Source organism: Parabacteroides sp. PH5-46 (assembly GCF_029892785.1).
GTDB lineage: Bacteria > Bacteroidota > Bacteroidia > Bacteroidales > Tannerellaceae > DFXE01.
The window spans coordinates 87,460-102,174 of sequence record NZ_JARXXA010000008.1 but is presented as its reverse complement, the minus strand read 5'-3'; the positions used below and the strand labels follow the sequence as shown (position 1 = coordinate 102,174).

The window sequence follows — 14,715 nt, the reverse complement described above, 5'->3', positions numbered from 1 at the left end:
ATATTAAGTAAAAAAATGTCTATTCTCTCCAATTATTGCCGTCCTATTGCACGAATTACTTTTTCACTGGCACGATCTAATATAGACCGGTCGAAAGAGGCTAGATAAATTCGGGTCGTATCTTCGGAAGTATGTCCAAGTCCCTCACTGATAACTGCCAAAGGTAGATTTTCATTCTTAGCGATAGAGGCCCAGCTATGCCTGGCCACGTGTGTAGAGAGCTTGCTTTTCAAACCCAACATACGGGCTAAGTCGCCAAGACGCTTATTTTGTAAGCGCAATCCACTCTCATACTGCTGTCGCAAAGGAGCATTCAGATTCGTAATAATCGGAAAGACATAGGGTAATTTACCTACCTGCGCCGAGAAGGCGTTAATAATCTTTCGCATAGGAGCTGTCACCCTCACTTCTATCATTTGTCCGGTCTTCTTACGCTTGTAAGTGATTGTTCCGTTACGTATATCATCTTTTCGCAAGTAGGCCATATCCACAAAGGACATTCCACGAGCATGAAAACTAAACAGGAACAACAACAAAGCCTGACGGAGAGGCACATATTTGATCGCTGAAATAGTACGATCGGCATCCGAAAACTCCAGGTCATTCAACAAAGCCATCTCCTCACGGCTCAGGGCCCTCTTTTTGGTTGTATCCAATCCGGTATAAACCGTTCGGAACGGATGTAACGGACGAGGCTCAAATATCCCTTCGTAAGAGGCTTTATTATAAATAGCCCGTAGGTTACGCATATAAAAGGATATTGTATTTAATGTACGCCCGTCATCACGCAACTGTGATTCAAACTCCTTCAAGAGGCGAGGAGTCATTTCTTCAAATTTCAGCGTCGGTTTATGAGTAAAGCCCAGCAATCGCGTATAAGCTGTACGATACGCCCGCGCAGTACGTTCCTGCCCACCATGATAAAGCGCCTTTGACAGTTTTTCTACATATCTGCCTACCACACTACCTTCTTTATATCTGCGATATGCCTCCGCTAGCTCTACCGCACTTAGTACACCTTCATCGTATTGCTTGTTGATCGATGAAAGAAAAAAGCGACGATCGGCAGCCAACTCTTCGCGAGCCCACTCCAGATATCCCGAACGTTGCGGATTTTCCCCTTTTCCTATGATTTCTTCTTTTTTTGCATCCCACTCGTGTGGAAAAAGCAGGATGGGAGTTGACACACTACGAACCACCCGCCGGTGTATCACTCGAGCTATTAAACGAGATGCCTTTTCCTCTAATGAGGAAGTTGGCCTTAAAAGAAATTTTACTGATGTCATTTTTCACTCCTTATTAAATTTAAAAACTATACACAGAATCATCATTAAAAAATAAATTCATTCATCGTTTTCACATAAAACACCAAGACCTTATAAATTGTCCCCAATATCGACACATAAAGGCTAAATAAACCACAAAACGAATGTAATTTATAAAGATAATCAATAATTATCAATTATTCACTATTTATCTTTCAATAATAATGTACGATCGCGACACATTTTACTTAAAAACCGTCTTTTCTTTACACAAACAGCAAGACTACAAATAATTTAGACGTACCTCTAAATCGATTTAGAGGTACGTCTAAATTGTTTTTAAGGTACCTCAAACCCGAAATAGCTCTTCGTTTCCTTGCTTAATTATTATAATGATTCAGTATTTTTGTTTTACTTTGCAGAAAATAGCTAACAAGTGAATCTCATTATAGAACAGGGTAACACCCAAACAAAAATTGCTATATTTGATAACAACCGTTTGAAAATATCCTTTACGCATGATGATCTTAATGTATCAGTCGTCGCATCATTATTTCAAACATACAATCTCACCCGGGGCATCATATCTACTGTTACAGAAACGGAGCAGGAAGTACTATCCTTTCTGGAAAGCCACCTGAAACACTTTGTATTCCTGAACGAGAAAACCCCTGTGCCTATTCGCGTACAATACGAAACACCGGAAACCTTGGGAAAAGACCGCCTGGCAGCAGCAGTAGGCGCTACTTTTCTGAAGCCCCGGCAAGATATATTGGTAATAGATGCCGGAACGGCTGTTACCTATGAACTAATAGAAGCCTCCGGCACATACTTGGGAGGGAATATTTCGCCCGGTATGACTACAAGGTTCAAGGCCTTGAACTATTACACAAAGAAACTTCCGTTAGTGAAAGAAACCGATGATGTTCCCTCCATCGGGAATAGTACAATAACAGCCATACAAGCAGGCGTAATCAATGGGTTGTGCTACGAAATGGATGGCTATATAGATGAATTACGCCTAAAATATCCGAACCTTTTGGTTTTTTTAACAGGTGGTCATACGAATTATTTTGCCAAACGGCTAAAAAACATCATCTTTGCAGACATCAATTTAGTGTTGGTAGGATTAAATATAATCTTAGAGTATAATGTTGAAAATTAAGAGAGTAGTAGCAGCCTGCATACTTTTAGCCACTTCGTTGGCTATGTGGGCACAAAACAACACTAACTCGCCTTATACGAGATATGGTTATGGTGAATTAGCCGATCGCTCTTTTGGAGCCGGTCGGGCAATGGGAGGTGTAGGCTATGGCTTACGCTCCAACAAACAGATAAATCCGATGAACCCTGCCTCTTATACGGCAGTGGATTCACTTACGTTTATCTTCGATTTCGGAATAGCCGGACAGTTGTCCTGGTTTGACGATGGTATAAACAAAGAGCATAAAATGAATGGAAACATTGAATATATTGCTTTGTTATTTCCAGTACATCGTCGAATAGCTATAAGCGCAGGGCTATTGCCCTATTCACATGTAGGTTACGACTATGGAGCCATCAAAGATTCCGAGGGTGTACCTTACGTTGAACGATTTACCGGCAAGGGCGGATTAAACGAATTGTACGGAGGATTGTCTATAGATATATGGAAGAAGCGTCTTTCTGTCGGAGCCAATGCCAGTTATCTTTTTGGAAGCATAAACCACAATCAGACGTTGGGTATATCATCTTCCGGTTCAAGCACTTCATATCGCATGAAGGAATTGGAGGTAAGAGATTACAAACTGGATTTTGGAGTGCAATACACACATCCGCTCAGCGCAAAGGAAAGTGTTACCTTAGGGATTACCTATTCTCCGAAAAAGAAGTTAAATACTACATCGTATGATATCCTCGGCACGAGCAACAGCAATGTTGTTACAGGCGATACAACAACGAATCATGCGTTTGAAATACCCCACTCTATAGGAAGTGGTATTTCCTATGTAAAACAAAATAAACTAACTTTGGCAGCCGACTTTTTGTATGAAAACTGGGGAGATGCCCGTTTCTTTAACCAGGCAAATGAATTTAAAAACCGGATACGCGTTGCCGGTGGTGGCGAATTCATCCCGGGTTATATGAACAGGGCTTACTTTAGCAGGGTAAGATACCGTGCCGGCCTTCATTATAGCAATTCATATCTTCGGATAAACAACTCAAGCTACAATGAATATGGCGCCAGTATCGGTTTAGGATTACCGCTGATTGACAATCGTTCGTATGTAAATTTATCATTCGAATACGTAAAGATCAAGCCGGAGACCAGGTCTCTCATCGATCAGCAACATTTCCGTTTTACAGTGAATTTTACATTTAACGAACGGTGGTTCTACAAGTTTAAAGTCGATTAAACTAAATTGTAAACTTAATAATTAAACAAATATGAAACTAAAAGTATTTCTTCTTGCCATCGGATGTCTGATAGGAACTTCCGGTGTTTATGCACAAAAAGGAGTTGATAATGGAACCCCTTTCGGATCAGGTGAAGACAGTGTTCGTTGCATCACCAATATTAGTTTATTTACCCCTTATGCTAAAGCCGCCAATTACAAAGATGCATACGAATTCTGGAAAATAGCGTATGAGGAATGTCCTGCTGCTACAAAAGACATTTACTTATATGGCGTTCGTATCGTTGGTTGGGAAATTGCCAATGAAAAAGACCCGGCTAAAAGAGATGCTCTGATAGACAAACTAATGGGTGTTTACGACCAACGTGTTAAGTATTTTGGAAATGATGCCAGATATGGTAAAGACTGGATTGTTTCACGTAAGGTACAAGACTACTTCCAGCTTAAAGGTGAAAATGCTGATGCTAAAACCATGTATAACTGGACAAAAGAAGTAGTTAACGAATTTGGTGAAAGAACAGAAGCGCTGGCTGTTTCATATTACATGCTTGCTTCAAACCTGTTGCTGTCTTCGGATGAGAACCATAAAAATGATTACATTCAAGATTACCTGAAAGCATCAGCGATCCTGGATGCTCAACTGAAAGCGGCCAAAGAAGCCAATAATGAAAAAGACATAGAAACACTTCAGGGACTGAAATCAGGTTTGGATAATGGTTTTGCCAATAGTGGCGCTGCCGACTGCGAAACCTTGCAGAACCTGTATGCTGATAAAATAGAAGTAAACAAAGAAAATCTTCCATTCCTGAAAGAAACAATCACTTTGTTCAGAAGAATGCGTTGCAACGAAATCGAAGCTTATTTTGCTGCTTCCGGATATGCACATGCATTGGAACCAACGTCTGAATCAGCCAGAGGTCTTGCCCGTCAAGCTCTTAAGAAAAAAGACTACAATACAGCTATGACATTCTTTGAAGAAGCTGCCAATATGGAAACTGAAAGCGACGTAAAAGCTGACGACTACTACATGATGGCCCTGCTCTCATTTGAACAGAACAGCTATTCAAGATCCAGACAATACTGCATGAAGTCGCTGGAGTTTACACCTAATAATGGTTCTCCTTACATTCTGATTGGTAGAATGTATGCTGCTACAGCCAATACAATATACGATGATCCCGTACTGAGAAAAACGGTTTATTTTGCGGCTGTAGACAAATTTGAGAAAGCCAGACAGGTTGACCCAAGCGTAGCTGAAGAAGCCGGCAAACTGATTAATACATATCGTGCCCACTTCCCTTCAACAGAAGATGTATTTATGCATCCCGACTTGGAAAAAGGAAAATCAATCACCATTGGTGGCTGGATTGGTGAGCGTACTATAGTAAGATAAAAAACTATGTGTAAGGAACGTATTCCTTATAATATGAAAAATAATAACATAACAACTATCCCTCTGATAGTTGTTATGTTTCTTTTATTATCGGCCTCTTGTTCTAAAGAGAAACAGGAAACCGTAGAGGTTGTTTTTGACCCGGAAAACACCTACACGATGCGAACACTCGACGTATCTACACTTGTATCCGACTCTGGAATGACCCGTTACAGGGCAACAGCAAAAGAATGGTTGATGTTTTCAAAAGCCGCAGAACCTTATTGGTACTTTCCCGAAGGTCTTTACCTGGAAAGATTCGATTCACTTTTTAATGCCGAAGCAACCGTAAAAGCCGACACAGCTTACTATTATCAAAAAAAGGAATTGTGGAAATTGATCAACAATGTAGAAATACAAAATATGAAAGGAGAATTCTTTGAAACATCCCTACTCTACTGGGATGGCAAAGAAGACAAAATCTACTCTGATAAATTCATACGCATTGTACAGAAAGACCAGGTATTAACTGGTATTGGTTTTGAGTCTAATCAGAACATGACAAAATACATCGTATATGAGTCTACCGGAGTCTTTCCGATCAACGAAACACCCAAAGACAGCATCCCACCCGAAGAATGAATATCATAATTTACATAGTGATATCGTTAGTTTTTTCCGCTTTTTTTTCCGGGATGGAAATCGCGTTTATCTCCTCAAATAAATTGCGCCATGAACTAGAGAAAAAAAACAAAAGCTTCTCAAGTAAAATACTGGATATTTTTTATCGCAACCCCAACCAGTTTATCTCTACCATGCTGGTAGGGAACAACATAGCCTTGGTAGTATATGGGCTTCAAATGGCTATATTACTAGAACCTTATATTGCTCATTTTATAAACAATGAAGCTGTAATTGTATTAATACAATCAATTATATCTACTATTCTTATTCTTTTTGCCGGAGAATTTATTCCTAAAACCATCTTTAAACTAAATCCGAATTTTTCATTAAACATATTCGCCATACCTCTAGGTTTTTTCTATATATTATTATATCCTATCTCCAGGTTTACATCCCTCCTCTCCTATGGGATATTAAGGATGACAGGAGTAAAGAATATACGCCCTTCCGAAAGAACGTTGGGCAAAGTAGACCTTGATTTTTTCTTGCAGCAAAGCTTGGAAGACGGGCAAGACAAGTCAGACATGGAAATGGAAGTAAAAATGTTCCAGAATGCCATGGATTTTTCAACGATCCGTTTGCGCGACTGTATTGTTCCCCGCACAGAGATTGTAGCCTGCGACACAAAAGCCAGCATAGAAGAGCTTAAGTCAAAATTCATTGAAACAGGCCTATCCAAAATCGTTGTTTACAATGAAAACATAGACAACATTACCGGCTATATACACTCCTCGGAGTTATTCAAGAACCCAGAGGACTGGACACAATATATACAGGCTGTTTCTATCGTTCCGGAAACCATGACAGCCAATAAGCTGATGAAAATGCTGATGCAGGACAAGAAAAGCCTGGCAGTAGTAGTAGATGAATTTGGAGGAACGGCAGGTATCGTAACCCTTGAAGACCTGGTAGAAGAAATTTTCGGCGAGATAGAAGACGAGCACGACACAAAATCACACGTTGCAAGAAAGGTAGCAGACAATGAATACCTGCTTTCGGGACGTATCGAAATAGACACCCTGAACGAGATGTTTGAGCTTGACTTACCCGAATCAGACGACTATGTAACCGTTGCCGGTTTTATTCTGCACTTTCACCAGAAATTCCCTAAAGTAAACGAAACAGTTAGTATCCACAAATATGAATTTAAAATAATAAAAATGACATCCACTAAAATAGAGTTGGTGCGCATGAAAGTAGCAGATAAATAAAAAAAACAAGAGAAAAGATGTGGCTAATCCATTTTTTCGTATCTTCGTGCCCTTAAAACGTAATATTAAACTTAAAAACATATAAAGATAAATGGCTACGCTTGAAAAGATCAGGAACAGAGCAGGATTATTAGTAATCGTGGTAGGTGTTGCTTTGTTCGCATTTATTATTGGTGACTTTTTGAACTCTGGTTCTACTTTTTTAAGACAAAATCAAGAGAAAATAGCTGACATTAACGGCGAAACGATCAGCATCCAGGAGTATCAGGAGCGTATCGATGAAATGACAGAGATATACAAAATGCAATCCGGCACCAATAACCTCCCGGAAGAATATGTTACTCAAATACGTCAATCGGTTTTTGATGGTATGGTACAAGAAATTGTATTGAATGAAGCCATGGATAAACTGGGAATGACCGTAAGCCCGGAAGAATTGTTCGACATGGTGCAAGGCGAAAATGTATCTCCTATTCTGCAACAAAACCAGATGTTCCACAATCCGGAGACAGGCATGTTCGATAAAACAGCCCTTCTGAATCTTTTAAAAACCATTGATGACGACAATATTGCGTCTTACCCTGCAGACCAACAAGCCCAGTTGCTACAACTGAGAAGTTTTTGGTTATTCATGGAAAAGAACATCAAACTCCAACGCATGGAGCAAAAGTATACGACATTACTGACTAAAGCCATTTCGCCGAATGTGCTTGACGCAAAAAATGCCTTTAATGAAAAAGCTGTAAGTGCAGATATTATGTATGCAATGCAGTCGTATGCCAGCGTTACTGATACTACAATCAGCGCAAGCAAAAGCGAGATAGAAAAATTATACAACCAACGAAAAGAATCATTCAAACAGGCAGAAAGCAAAGTTATCAAATACATCGCTGTTGATATCGTGCCGAGCCAGGATGACTACTCTAAGGCAAGTGCTGATATCGAAAGTTTGAAAGAAGAATTCACTCATTCGAATCATATCGCCGAGTTGGTAAATGAAAATTCGGAAGTACCTTTCATTGACGCATACTTCAGCGAAAATGCCCTGGATCCGGAAATGAAACAATTTGTAACAAGTGCCGAAATAGGTGACGTTTACGGACCGGCATTTGAGAACAACAAATACAGAATGTTCAGACTGATGGACAAAACAGTTGCTCCCGACTCAGTAAAAGTAAGTCACATGCTGATTGCTAATACAGGAAGAGATGCAGCAATTGCCGACAGTTTGCTGAGCGTATTGAAAGCGAATGGTGATTTTGCAGCCATTGCTCGCGAATACTCTGCAGACCAGGTAGCTCAAAACGGTGGCGAAGTAGGTTGGCTTACAGAAGTAGGCGCTATGAGATTTGTAAACGATGAATTCAAATCGTTAGTATTCTCTGCTCCGCTAAACGAACTAAAAAAGATCACTTCTTTATACGGAATCCACCTGTTCAAGGTAACGGAAAAGACTGCTAATATCGCAAAATATAAAGTTGCCGACATTGAAACAACCGTATCTCCAAGCTCAAAAACATATAGCAACATCTATAATGAGCTAAACCAGTTCATTTCCAAGAATCAAAACATGGACAAAATGGATGATGCTGCCAAAGAAGCCGGATACAACCTGTTGTCAAACGTAACGGTTACAGCTAACGACCAAATGATTGGTAGCGTAGCTCAATCACGTCCGGTAATCCGTTGGGCATTCCAGAATAAAAAAGGTAGCATTTCTGAAATATTTGAATGCGACAATAAATTTGTTGTAGCAGCTGTTCAGGGAACTATTCCGGAAGGATACCGTTCTCTAAACTCTGTAGAGTCTGCTCTTAAATCGGAAATCATAGCTCAGAAGAAAGGAGAAAAGATTGTAAATGATCTGAAAGCTAAAAATCTGAATTCTTTACATGCGTATGCAGAAGCAATGGGTTCTTCTGTTGATTCTGTTAAGTTTATCACTTTTAGTACTCCACGTATTTCCAGCATTGGTGTTGAACCTAAGTTAAATGCGCAGGTTACCTTATCGGAAGTAGGCCAATTAAGCAAACCGCTTGCAGGTAATAACGGAGTCTATGTATTCCAGGTATTCGAAAAGAACCAGGAAGAAGCAGAATACAAAGAAAAAGAAGAGATCGACCGCTTAAATGCAAACAATGCATATCGCTACGGATACCAGGCTATTCAAGCCTTAATAAACGATGCGAAAGTAGTTGATAATCGTATCCGCTTCTATTAAGAAAGAATACCAAACTTATTAATATTAAAGCTATCGTACGCAATAAAAGTACGATAGCTTTTTTTATCTTTGTACTATAAATTAAAATAATTCCGGCTATATATGAGTGAGAAGAAACGTTTGTTGGGGATGACATTGAATGAGTTAAAGAAAGTTGCTGCCGAAGCCGGGCTTCCGTCATATGCTGCGAAACAACTGTCTGATTGGCTCTACAAAAAGAAAGCCCTGTCAATCGACGAGATGAGCAATATAGCCGCAGCCAAGCGAGCCTATCTGGAAGAGCACTACGAGGTCGGAGCTATCCCTCCTTCGGAAAAGGTGACGTCTACCGACGGTACCATCAAATATCTGTATCCTGTGGGCAAGGGTTCCTTTGTGGAGTCTGTATATATCCCTACGGAAGAACATGCGACCTTGTGTGTTTCCTCACAAGTGGGTTGTAAAATGAGTTGCATTTTCTGTATGACCGGAAGACAAGGCTTTACAGCGAACCTCACAGCCAACGAGATTCTGAACCAGATACAATCGCTCCCCGAAGCAGAAACGCTGACAAACATCGTATTCATGGGAATGGGTGAGCCTTTAGACAATACGGACGAAGTATTGAAGGTGTTAGAGATACTTACCTCATCATACGGATACGCCTGGAGTCCGAAACGGATCACCGTTTCCACGATTGGAGCGAAAGGGCTTAAACGGTTCCTGGAAGGAAGCAGCTGTCATCTGGCAGTCAGCCTACATTCTCCTTACCCCAAAGAGCGTTTTTCTATCTTGCCCGCTGAAAAGGCATTCCCTATGTACGATATCCTTTCGTTAATCAAAGAATATGACTTTACTCACCAACGAAGGGTTTCCTTTGAGTATATTGTTTTTAAAGACTTCAACGACAGTTTGCAACACGCGATAACTCTGGCTGGCTTATTAAAGGATATTCCTTGCCGGGTAAACCTGATCCGTTTTCATGCCATTCCGGATACCCCCTTAGAAGGCGCCGATCTCCGGAAAATGGAAAAATTTCGCGACATTCTGAACGACAGAGGCATAATATGCACGATCCGGGCTTCGCGAGGTGAAGATATTTTAGCCGCTTGCGGCATGTTGTCTACAAGTAAAAAGTCGCAAGGAAAGTGAAAGCCGGAATGATTCAAAAAAAACAGGCTATTTTTTCGCATGCATTATGGAATTTTGAATGTTTTTGCATCCTTTATAAACAAACAGTATATTTGTGCAACTTAAATAGGACAAAAATGAAACTATACGCTTTACTTATCAGTTCGTTCATACTATTATTGACCTTGGGTGGATGTAATTCCAGCCCCGTTACAGCCCGGGCTACCGGTTTTGCTTACGAAATTGTAGTAACCATGGACAGAACTGTCTGGGATGCAGAAGCCGGAAGAAGTGTTAAGGATGATCTGGAATCTGCCATACCTGGTTTACCTCAACCGGAGGCGGCATTCAAAATTACATACGTAACACCTGCCGATTTCAATGGCCTCCTTACGTATGTGAGAAACATCCTGATCCTTAAAATAGACAACTCAACCTATACCAAAGTCTCATTGAGTTATGAAAACGACCGCTGGACACAAGGACAGGTCGTGCTCACGATGACGGCTCCCGACCAGGAAAGTATCATAGAATTCATGAAATCCGGAGATCAGAACCGGATCGCAAAATTCTTCACCAATATAGAAATGAACCGTGCGGCAACATTAGTTGGTAAAAACTATAGCGATATCGTTATGGAAAACGTGAAAAGCCGTTTTGATATTATGTTAAGCGTGCCAACCGACATCACATATACGCGCAATGCCGAGGACTTTTTCTGGGCATCAAACAACGCCAATACCGGACGTACAGATATTATTGTCTATACATTTCCTTATACTGATCCCAATACCTTCACAGAGCAATACTTGATAGCCAAAAGAGATTCTATCTTAAAAGAAAATCTGCCGGGTTCTTTCCCCGATTCCTATATGGCAACGGAAAGCCGTTGGATTAGCTATACTCCGGTTACCATACGCGGGAAGTATTGCGGAGTGTTGCGGGGATTGTGGAAGATGGTGGGCGACATGATGGGTGGCCCATTTGTGAGCCATGTCCGCTTAGACGAAGTAAACAACAGGGTGATTGTAGTAGAAGGATTCGTGTATGCGCCGGAAACGAATAAACGAAATTATATTCGCAGAATAGAAGCTGCTCTCTATACCTTACGCCTGCCAGGAGAATTTGACCAACCGGCAGCAGCACCTCTGGCTGTAACGGAACGGGAAGCCGCAAAGTAATTTAAATATATGGAAGAAAGATTAATAAAAGTGGGGATCACCCACGGAGATATAAATGGCATCGGTTATGAAGTCATACTAAAAACATTTTCCGACAGCCGGATCGCCGAATTATGCACACCTATCATTTACGGCTCCTCTAAAATTGCCGCTTATCACAGGAAAACAATGGAATTGCCACCTGTGAACATTAGCAGTATTAATCGTGCGGAAGATGCCGGGACAAACAGGGTAAACATCATTAATTGTGTAAGCGACGAAACAAAGGTAGAGCTATCCAAAACAACAGAAACTGCCGGAGTAGCGGCATACAAGGCATTGGAAGCAGCTACCGCAGACCTAAAAAAAGGTACGATAGACGTTCTGTTGTCTGCCCCTATCAATAAACAAAGCATCCCTGCCGACAAAATTCAATTTACCGGGCATACAAAATACCTGGAAGAGCATTTCGGAGAAGGTAACAAGGCTTTGTCTATGTTTGTGTTTAATGATCTGCGCGTGGCGTTAGCTACAGAAAAAATACCCCTGTCTGAGGTGGCTACAGTTATTACAAAAGAGCGTATAGCAGAAAAGCTACAAACATTCGGACAGTCGTTAAAACAAGACTTTACAATAGCCAAACCCCGCATAGCCGTATTGGCTCTGAATCCAAAAATCGGCGAGGCCGGAGCGCTAGGAAATGAAGAAGAATTCATCCTCCTCCCTGCCATGCAGGAAGCAGAGAAGAACGGAGTGATGGTTTTCGGGCCTTATGCCGCCGACGAGTTTTTCGGATCTCAGATGTATGATAAGTTCGATGGTGTTTTAGCAATGTATTATGATCAGGGAGTGATACCTTTCAAGACATTGGCTATAGAAGACGGACTAAGTTATACAGCCGGCCTTTCCATCATCCGGACAGCTCCTATGCATGGGGTAGCTTACGAGATAGCCGGACAGAATAAAGCGTCGGAAGAGTCTTTCCGTCAGGCCTTGTATGCTGCGCTGGATATTTTTCGGAGCCGGAAGAATTACAAAGAAGCAACCCATAATCCGCTGCGAAAACAATACTTTGACAAAGGTACGGGAGATGAAAAATTAGATCTGACCAAAGACGACGACGAAGACACATTATAAATATATAATGAGGATTTTAAGAAAACTTTACGTAAGTTTGTGCTTTCAAATTTGAACCGAACGTAATGTTTAAAGATAAAACGATTGTATATACTTCCGGAACATTTGACATGTTTCATTACAACCATCTGCGAATGATTAATTACTCCCGCAGCCTGGCTGATATATTAATAGTCGGAGTAAGTACGGATGAATTGGTGTCTTCATACAAACCCAAACCCATCATTCCGTTCAACGAACGCTTGCAAATTATCGAAGCATTAAAAACGCCGGATATTGTTATCCCTCAACATTCGCTGGATCACTCGGAACTGGTGAAAAAGTTGAATATCGATGCTTTTGTCGTGGGTGACGATTGGTTTGGCAAATATGATTATTTGAAAGACCTGGGAGTACAAGTCTTTTATTTCCCTTACGGGACAGGCGTATCTTCTTCCAATCTGCGGAAAACCATACACGACTCTTACGAAGAACAATTACAGTTGCAAAGGAAAGCCAAGCCGCTTACCGTAAAAGAGGAGAAGGAATAAAAGCATTCATGAAGAAACACGCGCTAATCACCGGAGGAACCAAAGGGATAGGGAAAGCGATTGCCTGTTCGCTGGGCAACGCAGGATACGACCTGCTTCTTACCTACGCGTCTGACGACGATGCAGCCCGCCTGGCGCAAGAAAACATCCGGCAGGCTACCGGTGCAGAAGTACAGGTATTGAAAGCTGATATTACCGACATGCAATCCATTGATACGATCCAATCTTTTCTTACAAAGCATACGATCCGTTTAGACGCGCTCATATTCAATGCAGGATTAACATGCAGGGATACTTTTGAAGAGATAAAACCTACGGATTGGGAACGCGTGTTCTTTGGGAACATTCATTTCCCGGTTTTTCTGTTGCAACGAATCCTATCGCAAATCAATAAGGGAGGAAGTGTCGTTTTCACTGGCTCTGCCATGGGCATTTATCCCCACTCCGTATCATTGGCTTACGGGGTAACCAAAAGCGCGGTTCACGCCCTGGTTAAAAACCTGGTCAAATTTCTGGCCCCTTACCAGATACGGGTGAATGGAGTGGCTCCCGGATTTGTAGATACGGAATGGCAAAAAACAAAACCGGCAGAGATCAGGAAAAACATTGAGAATAAGATAGCCTTAGAACGATTCTGCGATCCGGCAGAGCTGGCGGAAGTGTATAAGACACTAGTGGAAAACAGTTACTTTAACGGCGAAATAGTCGTCGTAGACGGAGGATATTCATATAAATAAGAGAGAGATGAGCGAGTTGAAGAAAGAATATGAGGCTTCATTAAAGTCAATTGAAACCGAAAATATCGTAGACAGGATATTTTACCGCCCCATAGGCTTCCGCATAGCCCGTTTATTACGCAACACGGGAATCACCCCCAACGCAGTTACTATCATTTCGATATTCATCGGAGCCTCTGTAGGTTTCCTTTTCTATCATGCCGATTTAAGGTATGTGATAGGAGGAATCTTACTACTGATTTTTGCCAATATATTGGATTGCGTAGACGGCCAGTTGGCACGTATGACAGGTATCAAGTCTGCCATCGGACGTATACTCGACGGCCTGGCCGGAGACGTCTGGTTTGCTTGCATATACATCAACCTGGCATTACGTTTATCCCACGAATACGGGACATATTGGTTCTTTGCCCTGGCTGTTTTGTCAGGTCTGTCTCATCTTGTCCAGGCAAATATCACCGATTATTACAAGACTTTGCACCTCTACTTTATAAGCAAAGAAAAAGGAGCAGAGTTCCAAACATTAGACCAGATACGGGAACAGCATAAAAACACTAAACCGGGGCTCAATAAGATATTTTACCTTTTGTACAGGGCCTACACCTCCATCCAGGAGAAAGGAACCCCTACCCTACAATTACTACTCAAAACATTACATAAGCAATACGGCAACGATATCCCGGAAGACATACGCCTTGCATTCCGTGAGAAGAGTCGTAAACTAATGCCCTTAATCGACTTAATGACATTCAACGGACGCACGATCCCGATGTTTATCATTATGCTCTCGGGTTATGTATGGGTATATTTCCTCTATGAAATTATAGTATTAAACATTATTTTATTTATTGTGATGAAAAAGCACGAAAAGATATGTGCTTCTTTTTTGTAA

General features: G+C 41.2%; 13 protein-coding genes. 12 read left to right on the top strand and 1 reads right to left on the bottom strand.

Going from position 1 to position 14,715, the window contains the following annotated elements; translation table 11 throughout:
• Positions 1–32 precede the first annotated feature (32 nt).
• Positions 33–1,286 carry a site-specific integrase gene (locus M2470_RS10180; RefSeq protein ID WP_280744918.1) on the bottom strand — a complete coding sequence of 418 codons (1,254 nt, stop codon included), beginning with the start codon at positions 1,284–1,286 and terminating at the stop codon, positions 33–35.
• 415 nt (positions 1,287–1,701) lie between these two features.
• Between M2470_RS10180 and M2470_RS10175 the strand changes: the two genes are divergently transcribed.
• From M2470_RS10175 to M2470_RS10120, 12 genes are all read left to right on the top strand, one after another.
• The gene (locus tag M2470_RS10175) at positions 1,702–2,430 is read left to right on the top strand and encodes a type III pantothenate kinase (protein WP_280744919.1); all 729 of its coding nucleotides are present in this window, start codon (positions 1,702–1,704) and stop codon (positions 2,428–2,430) included.
• A complete protein-coding gene (locus tag M2470_RS10170; RefSeq protein ID WP_280744920.1) occupies positions 2,417–3,661 on the top strand; it encodes a hypothetical protein in 1,245 nt (414 codons plus the stop codon). The genes M2470_RS10175 and M2470_RS10170 overlap by 14 nt, the downstream gene beginning before the upstream one ends.
• Positions 3,662–3,692: 31 nt before the next feature.
• Complete coding sequence (locus M2470_RS10165; protein WP_280744921.1) at positions 3,693–5,054, top strand: hypothetical protein; 1,362 nt, start codon at positions 3,693–3,695, stop codon at positions 5,052–5,054.
• A gap of 33 nt (positions 5,055–5,087) precedes the next feature.
• Positions 5,088–5,675 carry an LPS export ABC transporter periplasmic protein LptC gene (gene lptC / locus M2470_RS10160; RefSeq protein ID WP_280744922.1) on the top strand — a complete coding sequence of 196 codons (588 nt, stop codon included), beginning with the start codon at positions 5,088–5,090 and terminating at the stop codon, positions 5,673–5,675.
• On the top strand, positions 5,672–6,928 hold the full coding sequence (locus M2470_RS10155) for a hemolysin family protein (RefSeq protein ID WP_280744923.1): 1,257 nt from the start codon (positions 5,672–5,674) through the stop codon (positions 6,926–6,928). Before lptC ends, M2470_RS10155 begins: the two co-directional genes overlap by 4 nt.
• Positions 6,929–7,019: 91 nt before the next feature.
• On the top strand, positions 7,020–9,149 hold the full coding sequence (locus tag M2470_RS10150; protein WP_280744924.1) for a SurA N-terminal domain-containing protein: 2,130 nt from the start codon (positions 7,020–7,022) through the stop codon (positions 9,147–9,149).
• Positions 9,150–9,251: 102 nt separating this feature from the next.
• Positions 9,252–10,280, top strand: a complete 1,029-nt coding sequence (gene rlmN / locus M2470_RS10145; RefSeq protein ID WP_280744925.1) for a 23S rRNA (adenine(2503)-C(2))-methyltransferase RlmN — start codon at positions 9,252–9,254, stop codon at positions 10,278–10,280.
• A 116-nt stretch (positions 10,281–10,396) separates the two neighbouring features.
• On the top strand, positions 10,397–11,440 hold the full coding sequence (locus M2470_RS10140; protein WP_280744926.1) for a DUF4837 family protein: 1,044 nt from the start codon (positions 10,397–10,399) through the stop codon (positions 11,438–11,440).
• A 9-nt stretch (positions 11,441–11,449) separates the two neighbouring features.
• Positions 11,450–12,556, top strand: a complete 1,107-nt coding sequence (gene pdxA / locus M2470_RS10135) for a 4-hydroxythreonine-4-phosphate dehydrogenase PdxA (RefSeq protein WP_280744927.1) — start codon at positions 11,450–11,452, stop codon at positions 12,554–12,556.
• 65 nt (positions 12,557–12,621) lie between these two features.
• The gene (locus M2470_RS10130) at positions 12,622–13,086 is read left to right on the top strand and encodes an adenylyltransferase/cytidyltransferase family protein (RefSeq protein ID WP_280744928.1); all 465 of its coding nucleotides are present in this window, start codon (positions 12,622–12,624) and stop codon (positions 13,084–13,086) included.
• An 8-nt stretch (positions 13,087–13,094) separates the two neighbouring features.
• Entirely contained in the window at positions 13,095–13,823 is a 729-nt protein-coding gene (locus M2470_RS10125) for an SDR family oxidoreductase (RefSeq protein ID WP_280744929.1), read from the top strand.
• A 7-nt stretch (positions 13,824–13,830) separates the two neighbouring features.
• Entirely contained in the window at positions 13,831–14,715 is an 885-nt protein-coding gene (locus tag M2470_RS10120) for a CDP-alcohol phosphatidyltransferase family protein (protein ID WP_280744930.1), read from the top strand.

Bases quoted from the DNA above. Each gene is read 5' to 3' on its own strand.
- M2470_RS10155 (WP_280744923.1), top strand. From the start codon at position 5,672: ATGAATATCATAATTTACATAGTGATATCGTTAGTTTTTTCCGCTTTT.
- M2470_RS10165 (WP_280744921.1), top strand. From the start codon at position 3,693: ATGAAACTAAAAGTATTTCTTCTTGCCATCGGATGTCTGATAGGAACT.
- M2470_RS10130 (WP_280744928.1), top strand. From the start codon at position 12,622: ATGTTTAAAGATAAAACGATTGTATATACTTCCGGAACATTTGACATG.
- M2470_RS10180 (WP_280744918.1), bottom strand. From the start codon at position 1,286: ATGACATCAGTAAAATTTCTTTTAAGGCCAACTTCCTCATTAGAGGAA.
- M2470_RS10140 (WP_280744926.1), top strand. From the start codon at position 10,397: ATGAAACTATACGCTTTACTTATCAGTTCGTTCATACTATTATTGACC.
- M2470_RS10170 (WP_280744920.1), top strand. From the start codon at position 2,417: ATGTTGAAAATTAAGAGAGTAGTAGCAGCCTGCATACTTTTAGCCACT.
- M2470_RS10150 (WP_280744924.1), top strand. From the start codon at position 7,020: ATGGCTACGCTTGAAAAGATCAGGAACAGAGCAGGATTATTAGTAATC.
- lptC (WP_280744922.1), top strand. From the start codon at position 5,088: ATGAAAAATAATAACATAACAACTATCCCTCTGATAGTTGTTATGTTT.
- rlmN (WP_280744925.1), top strand. From the start codon at position 9,252: ATGAGTGAGAAGAAACGTTTGTTGGGGATGACATTGAATGAGTTAAAG.
- pdxA (WP_280744927.1), top strand. From the start codon at position 11,450: ATGGAAGAAAGATTAATAAAAGTGGGGATCACCCACGGAGATATAAAT.
- M2470_RS10120 (WP_280744930.1), top strand. From the start codon at position 13,831: ATGAGCGAGTTGAAGAAAGAATATGAGGCTTCATTAAAGTCAATTGAA.
- M2470_RS10125 (WP_280744929.1), top strand. From the start codon at position 13,095: ATGAAGAAACACGCGCTAATCACCGGAGGAACCAAAGGGATAGGGAAA.